Genomic DNA, 20,636 nt, shown 5'->3' with positions numbered 1-20,636 from the left:
TTTTCGACGTGGACCTACCTCTTGTCCAGAATCCCTTCGATGTTGGGGACACCGTGGATGCCACTGTTCGTGTCGCTTTCCAGGACCACGAACCCTTTGCCCGCTGGGTTGCGCGTGATCAGCATCGCCTCGTGCGACATGCCGACCGGCTTGCCCTGCTTGTGCAGCGGCGTGACGATGTCGTCGTTCAGCTTCTTGAAGAAGTTGGCGTCGACGCTGTCCGTGATCCAGGCCCGGTACTGGTGCTTGCTGTCCTCGGACTTGATGAACTTGTCGTCCTTGTGCCCGGTGACCTCGATGACCTGATCGACCCACTTGTGCTCGTTGTTGCTCACCTTGCCGGCCTTGACCGCCTGCGCGATGTCGGCGACTGCCGGACCGTACAGCCGGGTCAGGTGGATGTGCAGCTGGTTCAGCCGGCGGCCGTCCGCCGAGTTGAGCCCGAGTGCCCAGTCCGGGCCGCCCGTCATGAAGTGAACCGACTCGTAGGCGTGCTTGAAGTAGTTCGGGGCGTCGCCGCGCAGCAGGTTGTCGCATTCGATCCCGGTCTCACGGACGGTGGGAACCACCAGCAGATCCTGGGTCTTCGTCATGTCCACACCCGGATGCACTGCCCATCCGCGCGTCGAGTCGTTGCCCGGCCACTGGATGTCGAAGTTCCCGCCCGGGTGCTTCGGCGAGTGCTCCAGCGGGTGCGAGTGGGTCGGCGGCCGGACGCCGTCCCAGATCGGGTCGTCCTTGCCGTTGTCGCAGCCCTGGAAATGCTGCGTGCCCGTCTCTGCGTGGGCGGCGGGCGAGAGACCGAACGCCAGCGCCGGCGCTACCACCAGGGCGGCGGCCGCGATACGGCGGGTGAAGCGGGGGCGGGTGGTCACGGTCGTGGTGGTCATATCGTCTCCTGAAGGTTGGGGCCGTTTTGGCGTTGAAACAACCTTCGCGGAATCGACGGCCCAGGTCAGTCCGCTGATCGGGCCCCCGACCGGACGAAATCGGCGTCCCCCGATTGGGGGACACACGCCGGTTTCCGTTGATCGGCTCTCCTTCGGCACATTCGATTTGGAGCCGTCAACTTTCCTTGACCGTCAACGAAAGTTGACGGCTCCCGACGGAAGGTGTCTGTGGAGAGCCCGGCCTCGGTGACCGGTGTAGCCCGCGCCGGCAAACCAGGTACCACCGGTCACATGTGAGTTGAGTAACCTGGCGCCATGTCCGATGCGTCGATCCTGTCCGTCCTGCGCGAGCGCGCCGGCGCGACTCCCGACGACGTGGCCTACACCTTCACCGACTACGACCACGACTGGGACGGCGTCACCGAGAGCCTGACCTGGGCCCAGCTGTACCGTCGCACCCTCAACGTGGCGCACGAGCTCCGCATGCACGGCGTCCCCGGCGACCGCGCGCTGATCATCGCGCCGCAGGGGCTGGCCTACATCGTCGGGTTTCTGGGCGCCATGCAGGCGGGTTTCATCGCGGTGCCGCTGTCGGTCCCGCTGCCGGGTTCGCACGACGAGCGGGTGAGCGCCGTCATCACCGACACGTCGCCGACGGTCGTGCTGACCACCGCGGCCGCGTTCGACATCGCCGCGCAGAACGTGGACGACGGTGCCTCGATGGTCGCGGTGATCGCCGTCGACACCCTCGATCTGGACGCGGACCGGGACTTCGATGAAGAGGTGCCGGCCGGCCCGGACATCGCCTACCTGCAGTACACCTCCGGGTCGACGCGGCTGCCGGCCGGCGTGATGATCTCGCACAAGAACCTGCGCGTGAACGTCGAGCAATTGCTCGCCGACCTGTTGTCGCAGCACGGTGGCGAGCTGCCGCCGGGGTCGACGCTCGTCTCGTGGCTGCCCTTCTATCACGACATGGGCCTGGTGCTCGGGATCGCGGTGCCGGTCTTCTCCGGCCACAAGGCCGACCTCATGAGCCCCATCGCGTTCCTGACCCGTCCCGTCCGCTGGTTGCAGGCGCTGTCCCGGAACAACCCTGCGTGGTCGGCCGCCCCGAACTTCGCGTTCGACCTCGCGACCCGGCGCGTCACCGACGACGAGATGGGCGAGCTCGATCTGAGCGGCGTCATCGGCATCAACAACGGTGCCGAACGCATTCACCCGCCCACCCTGATCAAGTTCGACGAACGCTTCGCCGCCGTCGGCTTCCGGCCCGAGATGATGGTGCCGTCCTACGGCCTGGCCGAGGCGACGCTTTACGTGGCCAGCGGCGCCCACGGCCGGCCGCCGGAGGTCGTCGAGTTCGCCGCCGACGAACTGACCCAGGGCATCGCGTTGCGCAAACCCGGCGGGACGCCGCTCATGCGGTACGGGCGGGCGCCGTCGCCGCTGCTGGAAATCGTCGACGCCGACACCTGCCAGGTGTGCCCCGACGGCGTCGTCGGCGAAATCTGGGTCCGCGGCGACAATGTGTCCGCCGGGTACTGGCGCAAGCCGGAACAGACGGGGTCCGCTTTCGACGCGACCCTGGTGGGCGCCCCCGAGGGCACGCCCGAGACGGGCTGGCTGCGGACCGGCGACCAGGGCTTCATCTCCGACGGCGACCTCTTCATCGTGGGCCGCATCAAGGACATGCTGATCGTGCGTGGCCGCAACCACTACTCCGACGACATCGAAGCGACAGTCCAGAAGATCAGCCGTGGCCGGGTGGCGGCGATCGCCGTGACCGACGACCACACCGACCAGCTGGTAACAATCATCGAGCTCAAGTCGCGGGCCGACGCCGCTGCGCTCGATGGGCTGAAAAACGATGTGGTGGCGGCGATTTCGCGGGCGCATGGACTACAGGTCGCCGACGTCGTGCTGGTGGAAGCCGGGTCCATCCCGACCACCACGAGCGGCAAGATGCGCCGGTCGGCGTGCGCCGAGCAGTATCGGCAGGGGCAGTTCGTCCGGTTGGACGCGTAACCGCATCGCATGTGGATCACCCTGCTGGTGATGGCGGTCGCGGTGAGCCTGGAGCCGTTCCGGATCGGCATGTCCGTCGTCATGCTGAACCGGCCGCGCCCACACCTGCAGTTGGCGGCATTCCTGTGCGGCGGTTTCCTGATGGGGCTGTCCGTCGGCGCCGTCGTCCTGTTTTTCCTCGAGTCACGGTTACCCGCTTGGGCCTCAGCGCATTTCAACCTGCCGACGGTCCAGATCGTGATCGGCGTGCTGGCCTTGGTGGCCGCGGTGCTGCTGGCCGTCACGAAGGGTCGCGAGCGAACCGTCCCGGACTGGCTGACCCGGCTGCTCACCGGCCGGTCGCTGTGGATCGCCGGTGTCGCGGGCCTGGGCATCGCGCTGCCCTCGGTCGACTACCTCGCGGCACTGGCCGTCATCGCCGCCGCGCACCTCGAGGCCGGGGTGCGGATGGGCGCGCTGGTGACCTTCAACGTGGTGGCGTTCTCGTTGGTCGAAATCCCGCTGCTGGCCTACCTCATCGCGCCGCAACGAACCCGGACCGCGATGAGCAACCTGCACAACTGGATTCGTGCCCGCCAGCGCCACGAAGTCGCGGGCCTGCTGGCGGCGGTGGGTGTTGTGCTCGTCGCCGCGGGCGCGGTGGGGATCTGACCCCTAGTGCGCGCTCGGCCCGTGGCTCAGCACGTAGTTGATACCCGACATCAGCTGTGACACCGGGTCGGCGGCACCACCGAAGGCGGCCTGCGTGGCCGGGGCGGTGGCGGCGGCGGGGTCGTAGCCGTTGACGGGATCGACGGTGACGGGTGCGGTCGCCGGGTCGTCATTGCGTGAATATCCCGCATCCACCATGGGTTTCATCACGGCGTCAAGGTGATTCATGTCCGCTTCGGACATCCCGAGGTACTTGAACGGCACGACGAGCGGCAGGTGCTGCTCGGGGATCATGTACGTCGTGGTCGTCGCGCCGCGGGAGTTGACGGTCTTGATGATGTTCTGCGGCGGCACGTTCTTGGGGTTGGTGAACGCCACCGCGGTGTGGCCGGTGGCGAGGCCGACGACCGCGTTCGCGAGCGCCATCAGGTTGTCGGGCCGGTCCGGCCAGTCGGCGATGCTGTCGTATGCGGAGATGAATTGGTAAGTGTCGTACTGACTGTCGACCACCGGCGGCATCAGGAAGTCGAGCGCGGGCACCGTGCTGCCGACCGGGTACGTCTGCCGCAGGAAGCTCTGCGTCCACGGGTTGATGGCGAGCGGGTCGCCGTAGGTGGCGAACGACAGCTCGTTCGGTGGCGGCGCCGCCGGGTCGTAGGCCAGCCGGTCCTGCACGGCGTGCACGACCATGGCGCCTTCGGACAGGCCGATCACGGTGCCGGGGCCGCCCTCGCGGACGCGGTTGACGACGTTGTTCTTGCCGACCTCGACCGACTCGCCGATGCTGGGGCCGTTCAGTCCGATCTCGGGCATCTTCTCGTGCAGTTCTTCGATGCCCGGGATGAAGCTCAGCACGTGGCCCTGCACCTGGCCGGCGGGATAGTCGACGATCTCGCGCTTGAGGCCCGGGAACCAGTCGGCGCCGGTGCGGCGGATGTACTCGTCGTACGGGATGCCCATGACGTGTGCGCCGCCGAGTGCGTACCCGCGGCCGGGCGTACCGATCGGCGGGATGGCGGGGACGATCGGCTCGCCGGAGCCCGAGCCGGACCCGGGACCCGCCCACGGCTCGTCGGCCGTCGCGATCCAATTCGCAAGGGGCCCAGAGGCACCGACCGTCAACAGCGTGGTGGCAATCGCCAACGAGCTGGCAAGTCGCTTGTTCATACGTCGCTCCCTTGCGGTTTCGGGCGGGACGGCCACCAGTTCGCGTCTCCGACGAGCGTGGCCATGGCGGGCACGGTGATGGTCCGCACCAGGAAGGTGTCCAGCAGGATGCCGGCGCCGATGACGAAGCCGCCCTGGATCACGGTACCGATGCTGGAGAACAGCAGACCCCACATCGAGGCCGCGAAGATCAGGCCGGCTGCGGTGATGACGCCGCCGGTCGACGACAGCGTGCGAATGATGCCGTAGCGCATGCCATGTGGTGACTCGTCACGCATGCGTGAGACGAACAGCATGTTGTAGTCGGCGCCGACCGCGACCAGCACCACGAATGCCAGTGGTGGCACGGTCCAGTGCAGCGGCTGGTGGAACAGGTACTGGAACACCACGACGCCGATGCCGAGCGCCGCGAAGTACGAAAGCACCACGGAGCCAACCAGATACAGCGGTGCGATCAGCGACCGCAGCAACAGCATGAGAATCAGCAGCACCACCGCGACGGTGACGATGATGATGAACCGGATGTCGTTCTGGTAGTAGTCGCGAGTGTCCTTGAGCGCCACCGGGTATCCGCCCATCGACACCGTGGCGTCCGACAGCGACGTGTTGGGCTGGGCGCCGCGGGCGGTGTCGCGGATGGTGTTGACCTGATCCATGGCGGCGGAGCTGAACGGGTCGAGTTTGGTGAGCACGAGGTACCGCACCGAGTGCCCGTCGGGCGAGATGAACATCTTGGACGCCGACTTGAAGGCTTCGAGCTGCAGTACCTCGGGCGGGATGTTGAAGCCCGCCTGCGTCGGGCCGGCCGCGTTCTGTTTCATCGACAGCAGGAAGGCCCCGGCCTGGTCGAGGCCCGAACGCATCAGCTTGATCTGCTCGACGACCTCGTCGACGCCGTTGGCGACCTCCCGGCTGCCGGTCGCCGAACGGTCGGCGCCCTGGCGCAACTTGGTCAGATTGGCCTGCGCGCCGGCCGGGCTGTCCATCCCCATGCTGCGCATCACCTTGGTCAGGTTGGTCATCGCGCTCTGGAGCTGCTGCACCGACGCGTTGAGCGTCTTCTGATCCTGCATGGTCTGCAACTGCCCGGCGAGCTTGTTGATCTCGTCGATGGTGCCGTCCTGGCGCGCCTGTTCGAGCCGCTGGAAATGGCCGCGGGTTTCGGCGCAGGACACGTCGAGGTCGCACACCGCGTTGTTCTGCAGCGCCGCCAGCACCGGGCCCACCCAGCCGAACATGTCTTTGGCCGCCGTGTAATTCAGCCCGAGCGTGTTGCCCAGCTTGCTGACACTGTTGACGAGCTTGGCCGCGACTTCCACGTTCTGCACCAGCTTGTTGCCGCCGTACTGGCTGCGGATCGCGGTGAAAGCATCCAGCGTCGTCTGCAGTTGCGTGGCGATCTGGCCAACCTGGCCGCGCACGTCGGCGAGGTTGGTCGCGAGGGTGTCGGCACCCTTTGCGAGCCGGTTGATGTCGCCCGTGCGCTCGCCGATCATTCCGGCGCCCTCGGTCAGCCGGTCACCGACCAGGCCCGCCTGGAAGGTGGCCCGGAACTCGGGCGGCACCTCGCCGAGGGGACGGGTGATGCCGCTGACCATGGCGACGTCCGGCAGTTGGCTGATGCGCGATGCCATCTGCTCGAGGTCAGCGAGAGCTTGCGGGGAGCGCAGGTCGCGCGGCGACTGGACGAGGACGTACGACGGCACCGACTGGTTGACGTTGAAGTGGCTCTCGAGCGCGGCGTACCCGATGGAGCTGGGGGCCGATGCGGCGACGGCCTTGCGGTCGTCGTAGTTGAACTTCGCGAAGACCGCGGCGCTGGCCAGCAGGAGCAGCACCAGCAGGCTGGCCACCAGGTGCAGCCGCGGCCGGCGCACGATGCGCGCGCCGGACCGGCGCCACAGCTGTGCGGTGATCTCGTTGCGCGGCTTGATCCAGCCCTTCGGCCCGACGAGCGTGATGATCGCCGGCAGCAGCGTGATCGCGGCGAGGAACGCCACGAGGATGCCGATGGCCGACGAGACGCCGACGGTGGAGAAGACGCCCATCTTGGCGAAGCTGATGCCGAGGAACGTGACGCCGACGGTCGCGGCCGAGGCGGTGATGACCTTGCCGACGGAACCCAATGCCCGCCGGACGGCATCCGCGGATTCCAGGCCCTGCCGCACATAGTCGTGGTAGCGGCTGATCAGGAACACCGCGTAGTCGGTGCCGGCACCGAAGATCATGGCGCTCAACAGGATTATGGCCTGGTTCGACACGCCCAGCCCGGTCAGCTGGGACAGCCCGGCGACCGTCGCCTGCGCGATCACCAGCGACATACCGATGCCGGCGAGCGGCAGCATCATCGTCACCGGATTGCGGTAGACGATCAGCAGGACCAGGAGCACGAGGACCGCGATGGCGATCTCGATGGGCATCCGGTCTTTCTCACCGGCGACGGTGAGGTCGGCGACGGTGGCCGCGGGTCCGGACAGATGGATCTTGAGCGGGCTGCCGGCGGTGCTGTGCCGGACGATGTCGGCCACGCGGTTGTAGGCGGCGTACGACTGCGGCGTGCCCAGCGCACCGGCCAGGCCGACCGGCAACACCCAGGCCTTCTTGTCCTTGCTGGTCATGAAGTTGCGCAGGGGCGGCGTGCTGACGAAGTCCTGCATCATGACGACGTCGTGCTGGTCTTCGCGCAGGGCGTCCACCAGCTTGCGGTAGGTGGCTTCGTCATTGCGGTCGAGGCCGCGGTCGTTGATGAGCACGACGAGCAGGAGGTCGTCGGTGCCGGGTTCCTTGAACGCCTCGGTCATGTGCCGGGCGGCGACGTTCGACGGCGCATCGGCGGGCAACATCGCCAGCGGATGCTTCTGGGCCATCTCGTTGAGACTCGGCACGGCCAGCGGCAGCGCCACGGCCAGCGTGATCCACAGGCCGATCACCGCCCACGGCCACCGCACGACAAAATCGGCTAGCCGTCGCAACTGAGGCCCCTTGTCGAGCCCGCCCGACGGGTCACCAGTTCCCGCCGTCGGCGATCCGCGTGCAGACCGACTTCATTGCCTCGAGATACCGGGTGACGGACTTCTTGGCGATGGGGTTGTCGGGGTACATGACCTCCATGACCGTGCCACCTTCGTAGCGGAAGATGTAGATGGTCAGCTGGTAGGAGTACCGGCCGTCGGAGTAGATGCCGATGTTGTTGGCGTACCCCATCTCGGTGGCCGCGAGGATGGTGTTGAGCGGCGCCGCACCGCCGTGCAGGAAGTTCGACACCGGGAAGTTGGGCCGCGGCCAGTCCAGCCAAGGCGCGAGCTCCAGGACGCGGTAGTACGGAACCCGCGCCATGTTGAGGTTGCCGTCGAACGACTCCTGCGCCGCCCAAGCGGCTTCATTGAACGTCGCCGCGGCGATCGGCACGGTGATGGGCACCAGGCCGGTGAACCAGCCCTGCGTCATGAAGTTGTCCGACGTACGCCGGGTGTCGCGCGGCGTGAGGCCGTAATACGTTGCCGCACCGGTCAATTCGTGCTCGACCTGCGCCATGCAGGCGAACAGGCCACCGACGAAGCGCGCGCCGGCCGCCTCACAGGCAGCCTCGAACCGCGCCGTCTGCTCCGGGTCCAAGAGCGATTCGCCGACCATGTCGCCGACCGACGGCTCCATCGCGTTCCCCAGCGGCAACGGGAATTCCGGCATGCTGTTGTTGTTGTTCTCAGCAAACTCGATCCAGGCCTGAACCTCGGGCGAATCGACGGTCAGCGCCGAGGTCCGCTCGTGCTCCTGGACGCACCACTCGTCGAAGCTTCCGGCGTCGGGCAGAGCAAACGCTGAGCCCCCTGTTGTCAATGCTGTGTACCGGCCATGAGCCTCCAGCATGGTGATGCCGATCAGCGCGGCGTCGCCGTGGACGTGGTCGATGGCCGCGTAGAAGTTGAAGCTGTCTTCGCTCTGGACGATGCCGAAGGAGAAGCAGCCCCACTCGAGCGGCGTCGGGATGTCCACGAGGTGCTTGCGGACGTCCTCGACCGCCAGCTCGCCGTGGTTGACAGGCTCGAATTCGAGGTCTTCGGGATTGCTGATGGTACGACGACGGATCTCGGCGAACCCATTTCCCGTCGCTCCGCTCGCCCCGGTGTCGATGTACTCAAACCAGCTGCGGTAGGTGTCGTGCCTGCGCAGATACGAGTTGAGCGCCTCGTTCATGGCCGCGATATCGCACTGACCAGGCACTTCGCATGTTGCGATGATCTGCCGGGAGTACTCGAGGCCCGAGCCGGTGCGCTCGACGACGCCCCGGATGTGCTGGCCCTGCATGTAGCTGACCGGCACCGAACTCACAGGTGCCTGCCGGGCCACTTCACGAGCCGTCTCGGTCGGGTGCCAAGAGGTCAGAACACCTGGGATCGGCGTCCAATCATCGATCTTTCCGATCGTGATTTTCCCGATTCGCAATTACTTTCCTCCCAGGTCTGGACACACTGAGGCCCGGCAACGCTGATGGCGTCATCAACATACCCCGGCAACCTTTGCCGGCGCCGTTACGCCTGGTGGGGCGGTCGTCGATGACCAATCAGCACCACTGCGCATAATCCTCGTGCTTCAGCAACCTACATGTAATACTGGCCCGCAGAAGATGAGCTGGCCGTGGCCGTTCGGAAGATCAACTGGCCGACGCCGTTCGGTGGGTCTGCTGGGCACCCGACAAGGCCGGCCGTTCGCACATTAAATCTGGCGCTGAACACGGTCTCCTGCGCGGGATCGGACGTCACCGGCAAAACGCGGAGGACAGCTTTTTCATGGCAACGATCGAAGGTCCGGAAACGTCCAGCTTCGCGATCGTCGGGTACGCCGCCCGCTTCCCCGGAGCCACCGACGCCGAATCCTTCTGGGAGATGCTGCGCGAAGGCCGGGACGCCGTATCCGAGGTGCCACAAGACCGGTGGGACGTCGACGAGTTCTTCGATGCCGACCCGGACGCCCGCGGCAAGATCATCACGCGCCGCGCCGGCTTCCTCGATGACGCCGTCGGGTTCGACGCTCCCTTCTTCGGGGTGTCCACCCGCGAAGCCAAGATGATGGACCCGCAGCAGCGGTTGCTGCTGGAGATGGCGTGGCGTGCCGTCGAACACTCGGGCACAGCGCCGTCCGCCCTGGCCAACACTCAGACGGGCGTGTTCATCGGTCTGGCAACGCACGACTACCTGGGCATGGCCTCGGGCGAGCTGACCTACCCGGAGATCGAGGCCTACATGGCCATCGGTACCTCTGGCGCCGCGGCAGCCGGCCGCATCAGCTACCGGCTGGGCCTGCAGGGTCCGGCCGTCACCGTCGACACCGCGTGCAGCTCGTCGCTGGTGGCCGTCCACCAGGCGTGCCAGGCGCTGCAGCTCGGTGAGTGCGACCTGGCGCTGGCCGGTGGCGCCAACGTCATCCTGAGCCCGGCGACCATGATCACCTTCTCGCAGTCGCGCATGCTGGCCCCGGACGGCAAGTGCAAGACGTTCGACGCCTCCGCCGACGGTTATGTGCGCGGCGAGGGCTGTGGCGTCATCGTCGTGAAGCGACTGGAAGACGCGGTGCACGACGGCGACCGGATCCGGGCCGTCATCCGCGGCAGCGCCATCAACCAGGACGGCGCCTCGGGCGGCCTGACCGTCCCCAATGGTGTTGCGCAGCAACGTGTTATCGCCGAAGCACTGGAGCGCGCGGGCCTGACGCCGGGTGACGTCGGGTACCTGGAGGCGCACGGCACCGGCACGTCACTGGGTGACCCCATCGAGGTGCAGGCCGCCGCCGCGGCGTACGGCACCGGACGCGATGCGACCGATCCGCTGCTGATCGGCTCGGTGAAGACCAACATCGGTCACCTCGAGGCCGCCGCCGGCGTCGCCGGGATCATCAAGGTCATCCTGTCGCTCGAGCATCAGGAACTGCCGAAGCACCTGCACTTCAAGAACCCGTCGCCGCACATCCCGTGGGACCGCATCCCGGTGAAGGTCGTCGACGAGGCCACCACGTGGGAACGGGGCGACCGGCCGCGCGTCGCCGGCATCAGCTCGTTCGGCTTCTCCGGCACCAATGCCCATGTCCTGCTTGAGGAAGCGCCCGCCGTCGCTCCCGCGGAGACGCCGGCCGAGGAACCCGACGACCGGCGCTTCATGGTGCTGCCGCTGTCGGCCCGGACCCCGGCCGCGCTGCTGCAGTCCGCCGAGGACTACCGCGGCTGGCTGGCCACGCACCCCGAGGCAACCCTCTCGGACGTCTGCATCACGGCGGGCGCGGGCCGCGCCCACTTCGAGCACCGGGCCGCGCTCGTGGTGAATTCCCTGGAGTCCGCGCGCGAATTGCTCGGCGCGCTGGCCGACGACCGTCCGGCACCGGGCCTGGTGCGCGGCACGTCCGCGGACAAGCCGAAGACCGCCTGGCTGTTCCCCGGTCAGGGCAGCCAGTTCGCCGGCATGGCCAAGGAGCTGTTCGAGACCGAGCCGGTGTTCGCCGAGACCGTGAAGCAGTGCGCGGCCGCAGTCGCCGATCTGCTCGAAAAGCCGTTGCTGGACGTCATTTTCGAAGGTCCGGATGAGACGTTGCGCCTCACCAGCTACGCGCAGCCGGCGATCTTCGCCGTCGAGATGGGCCTGGCGCGGCTGTGGCAGTCGTGGGGTTTCGAGCCCGACGTCGTGCTCGGCCACAGCGTCGGCCAGTACACCGCGGCCTGCGTCGCCGGGGTGTTCAGCCTCGAAGACGGCATGCGCCTGCTCGCCGAGCGCGGTCGCCTGTTCGGGAACCTGCCCGCGGGCGGCCGGATGGCGGCGATCTTCGCCGCACCCGAGCGCGTCGAGCGGCTGACCGACGAATACCCCAGCCTCTCGGTCGCCGCATACAACGGCGCCAACACCGTGCTGTCCGGTCCGGGCGCCGACCTGGAACGCGCTGTCGCCGGGCTGACCGGTGACGGCATCCGCTGCGACTGGCTGGAGACCAGCCACGCCTTCCACTCGGCGCTGCTGGACCCGGCGCTCGACGAATTCGAGTCGTACGCAAACCAATTCACGTTCAACGCGCCGCAGCGCATCCTGGTGTGCAACCGGACCGGCGACACCCTGGGCCGCACCGCCAAGCTCGACGGCCAGTACTGGCGCCGGCACGCGCGTCAGCCCGTCGAGTTCTCCAAGGGCGTCGAGACTCTCGCGAAGCTCGGTTGCGCGGTGCTGCTCGAGGTCGGCCCGCAGCCGATCCTGACCGCGGCGGCCCTGCGCGCCTGGCCCGACCCGGCGACCGCACCGCGAGCCATCGCGTCGTTGCGCCGCAAGGGCGCTGACCACCGGCAGATCACCGAGGCGCTGGCCACCACCTACACCGCCGGCCACCTGCCGGACTTCGCCGCCGTCCGGCCCGGCTCGGCGCACAAGGTAGACCTGCCGACGTACCCGTTCCAGCGCAAGGCCTACTGGTTCCGCGACGAGCGCGTCACCCCGACCGCCACTGCGCACATGGGTGGCGGGGCGACCACCGAGGCCGTCCGCCTGCTCGAAGACGGTCGCATCGACGAGCTCGCCACCTTGCTCGGCGGCGTCGACGAATCGACCACCGCGGTGCTGAACAAGCTTGCGGCCCAGCACAACCGGCAGCGCACCGCGCAATCCGTCTCGGATGCCCGGTACGAAATCCGCTGGGACAAGATCGCGGCCGGAACGTCCGCGGAGATCGGGGAAGGCTCCGCGTGGGTCCTCATCGGTGACGACGCGGCCGTGCTCGCGCCGCTGACCGAGGCCCTGACCCGGGCCGGCCACCGGCACCGCGTTCTCGGATTGCCGGGGTCCGACGCCGACGAGCAGCAGCTCGAAGCCGACCTGCGCGCGGCTGTCGAGGAGGAGCCGGCGCTGCGCATCCTGCACGTCGCCGGGCTCGACGCCGATCGCGCTTCCATGCAGGCCCTGCTGCGGGTGCAGCACCGCGTCCTCAGCGGCACGCAGCGCCTGTTCCGCGCGGCGGCCGCCGCCGAGCTGCGGGCGCCCATCTGGGTCATCACCCGTGGCGCACAACGCGTTACCGATACCGACACCGTCGCACCGGAGCAGACCGGCCTATGGGGCTTCGGCCGCTCGGCGGCGCTGGAGTACCCCCAGGTGTGGGGCGGTCTGGCCGACCTGGCCGAGGGCAGCACCGACGAATGGTCGCGGTTGCTCACCCAGGTGATCGCCGCCCCGCGTGGCGAAGACCAGATCGCGCTGCGCGCCGAGGGTGTGCACGTGCCGCGGCTGGTCCGTCGTACCGGGCAGCCGAACCCCACACAGCTGGAATTGCGCTCTGACGCGACGTATCTGGTGACCGGTGGCCTCGGTTCGCTCGGCCTGGAGATCGCGGGTTACCTGGCCGCGCACGGCGCCCGGAACCTGGTGCTGACCAGCCGCCGCGCGCCGAGTGAGGCAGCGCAGCAGCGCATTGACGCACTGCGCGAGCAGTACGGCTGCCAGACGCGTGTCGTCACGGCCGATGTCGCCAATCCGCACGACGTCGCCCGCCTGATGTCGACCCTGCGCGCCGAACTGCCGCCGCTGGCCGGTGTGGTGCATGCCGCCGGTGAGAACAGCACCACCCCGCTGGCCACTCTGGAAGACGCCGAGCTGGAGCGCGTCTTCTCCGGAAAGGTCTGGGGTGCTTGGTATCTCAGCGAAGCGATCACCGACCTGAAGCTCGATTTCTTCCTGTCGACCTCGTCGATCTCGGCGGTGTGGGGCAGCTACGGCCAGACCGCCTACAGCGCGGCCAACGCGTTCCTGGACGGCCTGACCTGGCGCCTGCGTGAGCAGGGTGTGCCCGGCATGAGCGTCAACTTCGGCCCTTGGGGGGCGGGCGGGAACGGCCACGCCGCCGGTATGGCCGACCCCGATGCCCGCGCCCAGCTGGAGCGCCGCGGCGTCCGCACCCTGTCCCCCGCCGATGCCCTGACCGGCATGGCCGACGTCATGGTGTCCGGCGGCAACCCCGCGGAAGCCGTTGTGGCGCGCATGGATTGGGCCAAGTTCCTGCCCATCTACTCGCAGGCCGGGTCCCGGGCCCTGCTCGCCGAGGTCGCCCGCGAGGTGCCCGAATCCGCGACCGCCGGCGCCGTCGGCGCGTCCGGCAACACCCGACTGGTCGAGCAGCTGATCGCCGCGCCGGTGCAGCAGCGCAAGAAGCTGGTCCTGGAGTACCTGCGGGACGCCGTCGCCGAGGTGACGCGCATCGAGGCCTCCGAGATCCGCGAGGAGACCGGGTTCTTCGACCTCGGCATGGACTCGCTGATGGCCGTCGAACTGCGTCGTCGCCTGGAACAGGGTGTCGGCAAGGAACTCCCGGCGACCCTCGCGATGGACCACCCGCGCCTCACCGACGTCGCGGACTACCTGCTCAGCGACATCCTCAACCTCAGCGAGAAGGCCGGCGCGAAGGCCGTCACCGAGGTCAAGTCGCTCGCCGCCGCCGACGAGCCCATCGCCATCGTCTCGGTGGCGTGCCGTTTCCCGGGCTCGCCCGATCCAGATGCGTTCTGGCAGGTGCTTTCTCAGGGTGTCGACGCCATCAGCGAGATCCCCGAGGACCGCTTCGACGTCGACGAGTTCTACGACCCCGACGCCATGACGCCGGGCAAGATCTACACCCGCTCCGGTGGCTACCTCGACAGCGTCGACACCTTCGATCCGGAGTTCTTCGGCATCTCGCCGCGCGAGGCCGTGTGGATCGACCCGCAGCAGCGTCTGATGCTCGAAATCGCCTGGGAAGGTCTGGAGCGGGCCGGCTACGCCCCATCGGCGTTGCGCGGCAGCCGAACCGGCGTGTTCATCGGCGTGGGCGCCAACGAGTACTCGCATCTGCTCTCGGGCGGCTCGGTCGAGAATCTCGAGCCGCACTTCATCACCGGTAACGCGCTCAACGCCATCGCGGGTCGCGTGTCGTTCACGCTGGGCCTGGAAGGGCCGGCCATGGCGGTCGACACCGCCTGCAGCTCGTCGCTGGTCGCGGTTCACCAGGCCGTGCAGGCCCTGCACGCCGGTGACTGCGACATGGCTCTGGCCGGTGGCGTCAACGTGCTGCTGAGCCCGGCGTCCATCGTCGCGGCGTCCCGTGCGCGGATGCTGGCGCCCGACGGCCGCTGCAAGACGTTCGACGCCGCTGCCGACGGCTACGTCCGCGGTGAAGGCTGCGGTGTCCTGGTCCTCAAGCGGCTCAGCGACGCGCAGCGCGACGGCGACCGCATCGCCGCGATCATCCGCAGCACCGCGGTCAACCAGGACGGCGCGTCCAGCGGTCTCACCGTCCCCAATGGCGGTGCGCAGCAACGACTCATCAACACCGCGCTGGCCCGGGCCGGTCTCAGCGGCGGCGACGTCGACTACCTCGAAGCCCACGGCACCGGCACCCCGCTCGGCGACCCGATCGAGGTCCAGGCCGCAGCCGCCGCGTACGGCGCCGGCCGTGATGCCAACCGGCCGCTGCTCATGGGCACCGCCAAGACCAACATCGGGCACCTCGAGTCCGCCGCCGGCGTCGCCGGCCTGGTCAAGGTCGTGTTGTCGCTCGAGCACGAAATGCTCCCGCAGACGCTGCATTTCAACAAGCCGTCGCCGCACATCCCGTGGGACTCGCTGCCCGTCCAGGTGGTCGACAAGCCCACGCCGTGGCACACCGACGGCCGGCCCCGCCGCGCGGGCGTCAGCTCCTTCGGATTCACCGGCACCAACGCGCACGTGCTGCTGGAAGAGGCGCCGGTCGTGGTGTCCGACGAGGACGTCGCCTCGGAGACCACGCCGGAAGCCCCTGCCGCCGAACCGATCAGCGTGCTACCGCTGTCGGCCCGCTCGGCCCAGGGCCTGACGGCGCTCGCGCAGCGGTACCGCGACTGGCTCGAAGCGCACCCCGACGCCTCGATCGCCGACGTCTGCTTCACCGCCGGCTCGGGACGTTCGCACTTCGAGCACCGCGCCGCGGTGGTCGCGAACACCGTCCACGACGCCAAGAACCTGCTGGAAGACCTGGTGGCGAACAAGCTGCGGCCGGGCGTCCTCAAGGGCGAATGCGCCGACCCGCCGACCACCGCGTGGTTCTTCCCCGGCCAGGGCAGCCAGTACCCGGGCATGGCGCGCGAATTGTTCGACACCGAACCGGTTTTCGCCGACGTCGTGCGCCGATGCGCGCAGGCCGTCGACCCGATGCTGCCGCGCCCGCTGCTGGAGGTCATGTTCGGCAACGATCGGGAAGCGGCAGAGACCCTGCGCAACACCGCGTTCGCGCAACCCGCGATCTTCGCCGTCGAGATGGGCCTGGCCCGCTTGTGGCAGTCGTGGGGCATCGAGCCCGACGCGGTGCTGGGCCACAGCGTCGGCCAGTACGCAGCGGCCTGTGTGGCCGGGGTGTTCAGCCTGGAGGACGGCGCCCGCCTGATCGCCGAGCGCGGCCGGCTGTTCGGCAGCCTGCCCGCCGGTGGCCGCATGGTCGCGGTGTTCGCCGATCCCGAGTACGTGGAGCGCGCCGCCGAGGCGTTCCCGCGGGTGTCGGTCGGCGCCTACAACGGCCGCAACACCGTGCTGTCGGGTCCGGGTGAGGATCTGGAGCAGATCGTCGCCGCCTGCAGTGAAGACGCCACGCGCTGCACGTGGCTCGAGACCAGCCACGCCTTCCATTCGGAGCTGCTGGACCCGGTGCTCGACGAATTCGAGTCTTTCGCAACGCAGTTCCAGTTCGCGGTGCCGACCCTGCCGCTGATCTGCAACCGCACCGGCGCGGTCCTCACCGCCGAGACGCCCATCAACGCGCAGTACTGGCGGCGGCATTCACGTCAGCCCGTGCAGTTCACCGAGAGCGTCAAGACCGTGGCCGCGCTGGGTTGCTCGGTGCTGATGGAGATCGGCCCCCAGCCGATCCTCACCGCAGCCGCGCTGCAGTGCTGGCCCGAGGGCGCCGAGACCCCGCGCGCCATCGTGTCCCTGCGCAAGGGCGCCAACGCCCAGCGACAGATCACCGAAGCGCTTGCGACGACGTACATCTGCGGACACCGGCCGGACTTCTCGGTCAAGAACCGCGGACACCGCGTCGAGCTGCCCACGTATCCGTTCCAGCGGCGCCGCTTCTGGCCCAAGACCGCGAACGTCGTGGGCATGAGCTCCGGCGGGTCCGCCGCCACGTCCGGAATCCTGGGCAGCGCCAAGGATCTGGCCACCGGCGACACGATCTACAGCAATGTGCTGTCGGTCAAGACGCAGCCGTGGCTGTCGCACCACGTCATCTACGGCACCGTCGTGGTGCCGGGTGCGACGTACGCAGCGATGGCGCTGGCCTCGGTCGGCGCGCCGGCGCGAGTGAAGGAAGTCTTCTTCTACGAGCCGATCATCCTGCCCGACAAGGCGTCTCGTGAGACCCAGCTGACCATCCGCGCCCTCGAGGGCGGCGAAGGCTGGAAGTTCCAGGTCCACAGCCGCCCGAACGGCGTACGGGAAGCCGAGTGGTCACTGAACGCCGACGGCACCCTGCTGGCCGGCGCCGACGAGGCCGACGCGTCCGACAACGTCGCCGGCTCGATGGAGGACGTCGTCGAGCGCATGGAGCGACTGCGCCCGCAGCAGCTGTTCGAGACCTTCAACGACATGGAACTGGCCTGGGGCCCAACGTGGTCCACGTCGCTCAAGTCGCTGTGGGTCCGCGACGGCATGGCCATCGGCGATGTATCCGTTGGCGACGAGCTCGCCGAGCACCTCAGCAGCGAGCCCATCCACCCCGTCCTACTGGACCTCTGCACCGGTGTGGCCTTCCCGGCCTTCCCCGCGCTGCTGGCCGCCGAACACGGCATGCACGACCTGTTCCTGCCGCTGCGGTACGGCCAGGTCGAATTGCGCGAGAAGATGCCACGGCGCTTCTACGCCCGGGCCCGCTGGCACACCAGTGAGCTGACCAACGAGACGCAGGTCTTCGACATCGACTTCCTCGATCGCGATGGCAAGCGGCTCGGCGGCATCACCGAGTTCACCGTGAAACGGGCGCCACGTGAGGCGCTGCTGCGGGGGCTCGGTGGCGACACCACCCGCCTGCTCTACACGCTGGGCTGGCAGGAGGGTGCGACGCCGGTCGCCGCGGACGACGCCGAAGCCAAGACCGCGGGCACCTGGCTCGTCGCCGGCTTCGACGAGCTGGCCGCCGGCCTGCCCGGTGCCGTCAAGCTTGACCAGACGCTGGACGCCGCGGCCTGGCAGCAGGCGATCACGACGGCCGCCGAGGGCGGCGCGCCCGTCACCGGAATCGTCTGGCGCGCTTCGGGGTACGAGGACGCGGATGTCGCGGCTCGCCTGGAGACCGAGGTCGGCACCGTGCTCAGCGCGATGCAGACCGCGCTCGCCGAGGAGAAGCTGAACCTCACGGGCGGCCTCTGGATCGTCACCGAGCGTGCCGTGGCCACCGAGCCCGGTGAACCCGTCGACCCCGTACAGGCCGCACTGTGGGGCCTGGGGCGCACCGTCATCAATGAGCAGCCGACGCTGCGTCTGAAGCTCGTCGACCTCGACGGCGCCGACGACAACGCCACCAACTGGCTGACCGGCATCCTGGGCACTCCGGCGACCGAGTCGGAATTCGCGCTGCGGCAAGGCAAGTTCCTCGTGCCGCGGCTGATGCACTGGGCGCGCAGCGGCCACCTGCCGATGCCGCGGTCCGACGACTACGTGCTGGCTCCCACCGAGCGCGGTGCGATCGACAACCTGCGGCTGACCGAGAAGGACGTGACGCCGCCGGCGCCGCACGAGGTGCAGGTCCGGATCGAGGCCGCCGGCCTCAACTTCCGCGACGTGCTCAACGTGCTCGGGCTCTACCCGGGCGATCCGGGGCCCATCGGTGGCGACCTGTGCGGTGTCATCACCGAATTGGGTTCGGAGGTCACCCGATTCGAGGTCGGGCAGCGCGTCTTCGGCTCCATGCAGGGCGCCTTCTCCAGCCGCCTCAACGTGCCGGAGCAGTTGCTCGCCGTGGTCCCCGAGGGCATCAACCCGGTCGACGCGGCGACTCTGCCCGCAGCCGCGCTGACGGTCCGGCTGGCGTTCGACTGGGCGCAGCTCAAGCCGGGCGACCGCGTGCTGATCCACGCCGCCAGTGGTGGTGTCGGGTTGGCGGCGGTGCAGATGGCGCGCCAGAAGGGCGCGGTCGTCTTCGCCACCGCCAGCACCTACAAGCGCGCGACGCTGCGCAAGATGGGTGTGGAGTACGTCTACGACTCGCGCACAACCGATTTCGCGGACCAGATTCTCGCCGACACCAACGGCGAGGGTGTGGACGTGGTGCTCAACAGCCTGACCAACGAGGGCTTCGTCGAGGCCACGGTGCGGGCGACCGCCCAGGGTGGCCGGTTCGCCGAGATCGCCAAGCGCGACATCTGGACCCCTGAGCGCATGGCAGAGGCACGGCCGGACATCAACTACGAGATCGTCGCGCTGGACGTGACGATGATGACCGATCCGGCGCACATCCAGCGCCTCATGGAAGAGGTGGCCGACGGACTGGCCAAGGGTGAGTGGACGCCGGTGCCGGCCGAGGTCTACCCGTTGACCGAGGCCAAGACCGCGTTCCGCCGGATGCAGCAGGCGCGGCACATCGGCAAGATCGTGGTGCAGATGCCGAAACCGCTGCAGCCGCATGGTGATCGGACCTACCTGGTCACCGGTGGCCTCGGAGCGCTGGGTCTGCACACGGCGGCGTACCTGGCCCAGCTGGGTGCCGGCGACATCGTGCTGACCAGCCGGCGTGAGCCGGATGGCGAGGCGCAGCGCGCGATCGACGCCATGATGGAGCGCTTCCATTGCCGGGTGCACGTCTTCTCCGGCGACGTCGGTGACGAGTCCTCGGTTGCGGCGTTGCTCGACCGGATCCGCACGGAACTGCCGCCGCTGGCCGGCGTGGCCCACCTGGCGGGTGTGCTCGACGACGCGCTGCTGCCCCAGCAGGATCTGGAGCGCTTCCGGAAGACCCTGGGCCCCAAGGCCTTCGGCGCGCTGCACCTGCACAAGCTGACGCAGGACGACGATCTGGACTTCTTCATCGTCTACTCGTCGGCGTCGGCGGTGCTGGGTTCACCGGCGCAGGCCAACTACGCCACGGCCAACGCGCTGCTCGACGGCCTCGTCGCGCACCGTCGGGCCCTCGGCCTGCCGGCGACGGCCGTCAACTTCGGTCCGTGGGGCCGGGGCGGCATGGCCAGCTCGCAGGCGGCCACCGCGAACCTGAGCGCGCAGGGCATGATGCCGCTCGAGCCGTCGGCGGCGCTGGCCGCTCTCGGCGAGGTGATCCGGCACGGCGCCGCGCAGGCGACGGTCCTCAAGGCCAATTGGCAGCGGGCCGCCAAGATGCTCGGCGGCATCCGTCCGCCGCTGCTCGACCAGGTGTTGCCGACCAGCGACACGGCGGCCGCCGGCGACAGCGAGCTGCTGCGGCAGCTGCAGGAGATTCCGGACGCCCAGCGCGCCGGCTTCATCACCGAGTTCCTGCAGAAGGAGGTGCAGGGCTTCCTGCGCCTGGCGCAGCCGCCCGCGGCCACGAGCCGGTTCCTCGACCTGGGAACCGACTCGCTGATGGCGGTCGAGCTTCGCAACCGGTTGTTCGGTCAGTTCGGCGGCAAGTTCGACATCAGCCCGACGGCGATCTTCGACTACCCGACCCTCGGCGAACTCGCCGGGCATCTGGCGTCGCAGCTGCCGCCGTCGGATGCGCCGGAGGCGCCGGTTGCGCCGGTTGAGGAGGCCGCCGGGGCTGAGGCGCCGGCTACCGAGTCGGTCGAGGCACCTGCCGGGGAGGCTTCCGGCGAAGCTGGGCCCGAGGCACCTGCCGCACAGGAGTGACCCCACGAATGTGAGGGCTGTGCACGCGTATCGACACTGATAGGTGCACAGTCCTCAC

Annotated in this window: 7 protein-coding genes; 3 read left to right on the top strand and 4 right to left on the bottom strand. The window is 68.7% G+C overall.

What is annotated here, in order from left to right; translation table 11 throughout:
* Window positions 1–14: 14 nt before the first annotated feature.
* The gene (locus H289_RS0124610; RefSeq protein WP_020103508.1) at window positions 15–890 is read right to left on the bottom strand and encodes a CDP-diacylglycerol diphosphatase; all 876 of its coding nucleotides are present in this window, start codon (window positions 888–890) and stop codon (window positions 15–17) included.
* A gap of 315 nt (window positions 891–1,205) precedes the next feature.
* Between H289_RS0124610 and H289_RS0124605 the strand changes: the two genes are divergently transcribed.
* Window positions 1,206–2,918, top strand: a complete 1,713-nt coding sequence (locus H289_RS0124605) for an AMP-binding protein (protein WP_020103507.1) — start codon at window positions 1,206–1,208, stop codon at window positions 2,916–2,918.
* Between the two features lie 9 nt (window positions 2,919–2,927).
* Window positions 2,928–3,569 (top strand): GAP family protein, encoded by a 642-nt coding sequence (locus H289_RS0124600; protein WP_020103506.1) that lies wholly within the window; start codon window positions 2,928–2,930, stop codon window positions 3,567–3,569.
* A gap of 3 nt (window positions 3,570–3,572) precedes the next feature.
* On the opposite strand, the gene pe is transcribed toward H289_RS0124600, so the two are convergent.
* Genes pe through H289_RS0124585 form a run of 3 tightly spaced genes read right to left on the bottom strand, consistent with a single transcriptional unit; the run spans window position 3,573 to window position 9,179 of the window.
* Complete coding sequence (pe, locus tag H289_RS0124595) at window positions 3,573–4,736, bottom strand: acyltransferase PE (protein WP_020103505.1); 1,164 nt, start codon at window positions 4,734–4,736, stop codon at window positions 3,573–3,575.
* On the bottom strand, window positions 4,733–7,708 hold the full coding sequence (locus H289_RS0124590) for an MMPL/RND family transporter (protein WP_029105697.1): 2,976 nt from the start codon (window positions 7,706–7,708) through the stop codon (window positions 4,733–4,735). The genes pe and H289_RS0124590 overlap by 4 nt, the downstream gene beginning before the upstream one ends.
* A gap of 31 nt (window positions 7,709–7,739) precedes the next feature.
* Window positions 7,740–9,179, bottom strand: coding sequence for a condensation domain-containing protein (locus tag H289_RS0124585; RefSeq protein WP_029105696.1), 1,440 nt, complete (start codon window positions 9,177–9,179; stop codon window positions 7,740–7,742).
* Window positions 9,180–9,523: 344 nt separating this feature from the next.
* On the opposite strand from H289_RS0124585, the gene H289_RS0124580 reads away from it, so the two are divergent.
* Window positions 9,524–20,578, top strand: coding sequence for a type I polyketide synthase (locus tag H289_RS0124580; RefSeq protein ID WP_020103502.1), 11,055 nt, complete (start codon window positions 9,524–9,526; stop codon window positions 20,576–20,578).
* The last annotated feature ends 58 nt before the right edge of the window (window positions 20,579–20,636 follow it).

This window comes from Mycobacterium sp. 360MFTsu5.1 (genome assembly GCF_000383495.1).
GTDB lineage: Bacteria > Actinomycetota > Actinomycetes > Mycobacteriales > Mycobacteriaceae > Mycobacterium > Mycobacterium mucogenicum_B.
The sequence above is the reverse complement of the archived record's forward strand: the minus strand, read 5'-3'. Positions and strand labels throughout refer to the sequence as shown.

Excerpts from the sequence above, each read along its gene's own strand:
- H289_RS0124580 (WP_020103502.1), top strand. The coding sequence starts at position 9,524 with ATGGCAACGATCGAAGGTCCGGAAACGTCCAGCTTCGCGATCGTCGGG.
- H289_RS0124605 (WP_020103507.1), top strand. The coding sequence starts at position 1,206 with ATGTCCGATGCGTCGATCCTGTCCGTCCTGCGCGAGCGCGCCGGCGCG.
- H289_RS0124610 (WP_020103508.1), bottom strand. The coding sequence starts at position 890 with ATGACCACCACGACCGTGACCACCCGCCCCCGCTTCACCCGCCGTATC.
- H289_RS0124600 (WP_020103506.1), top strand. The coding sequence starts at position 2,928 with ATGTGGATCACCCTGCTGGTGATGGCGGTCGCGGTGAGCCTGGAGCCG.
- pe (WP_020103505.1), bottom strand. The coding sequence starts at position 4,736 with ATGAACAAGCGACTTGCCAGCTCGTTGGCGATTGCCACCACGCTGTTG.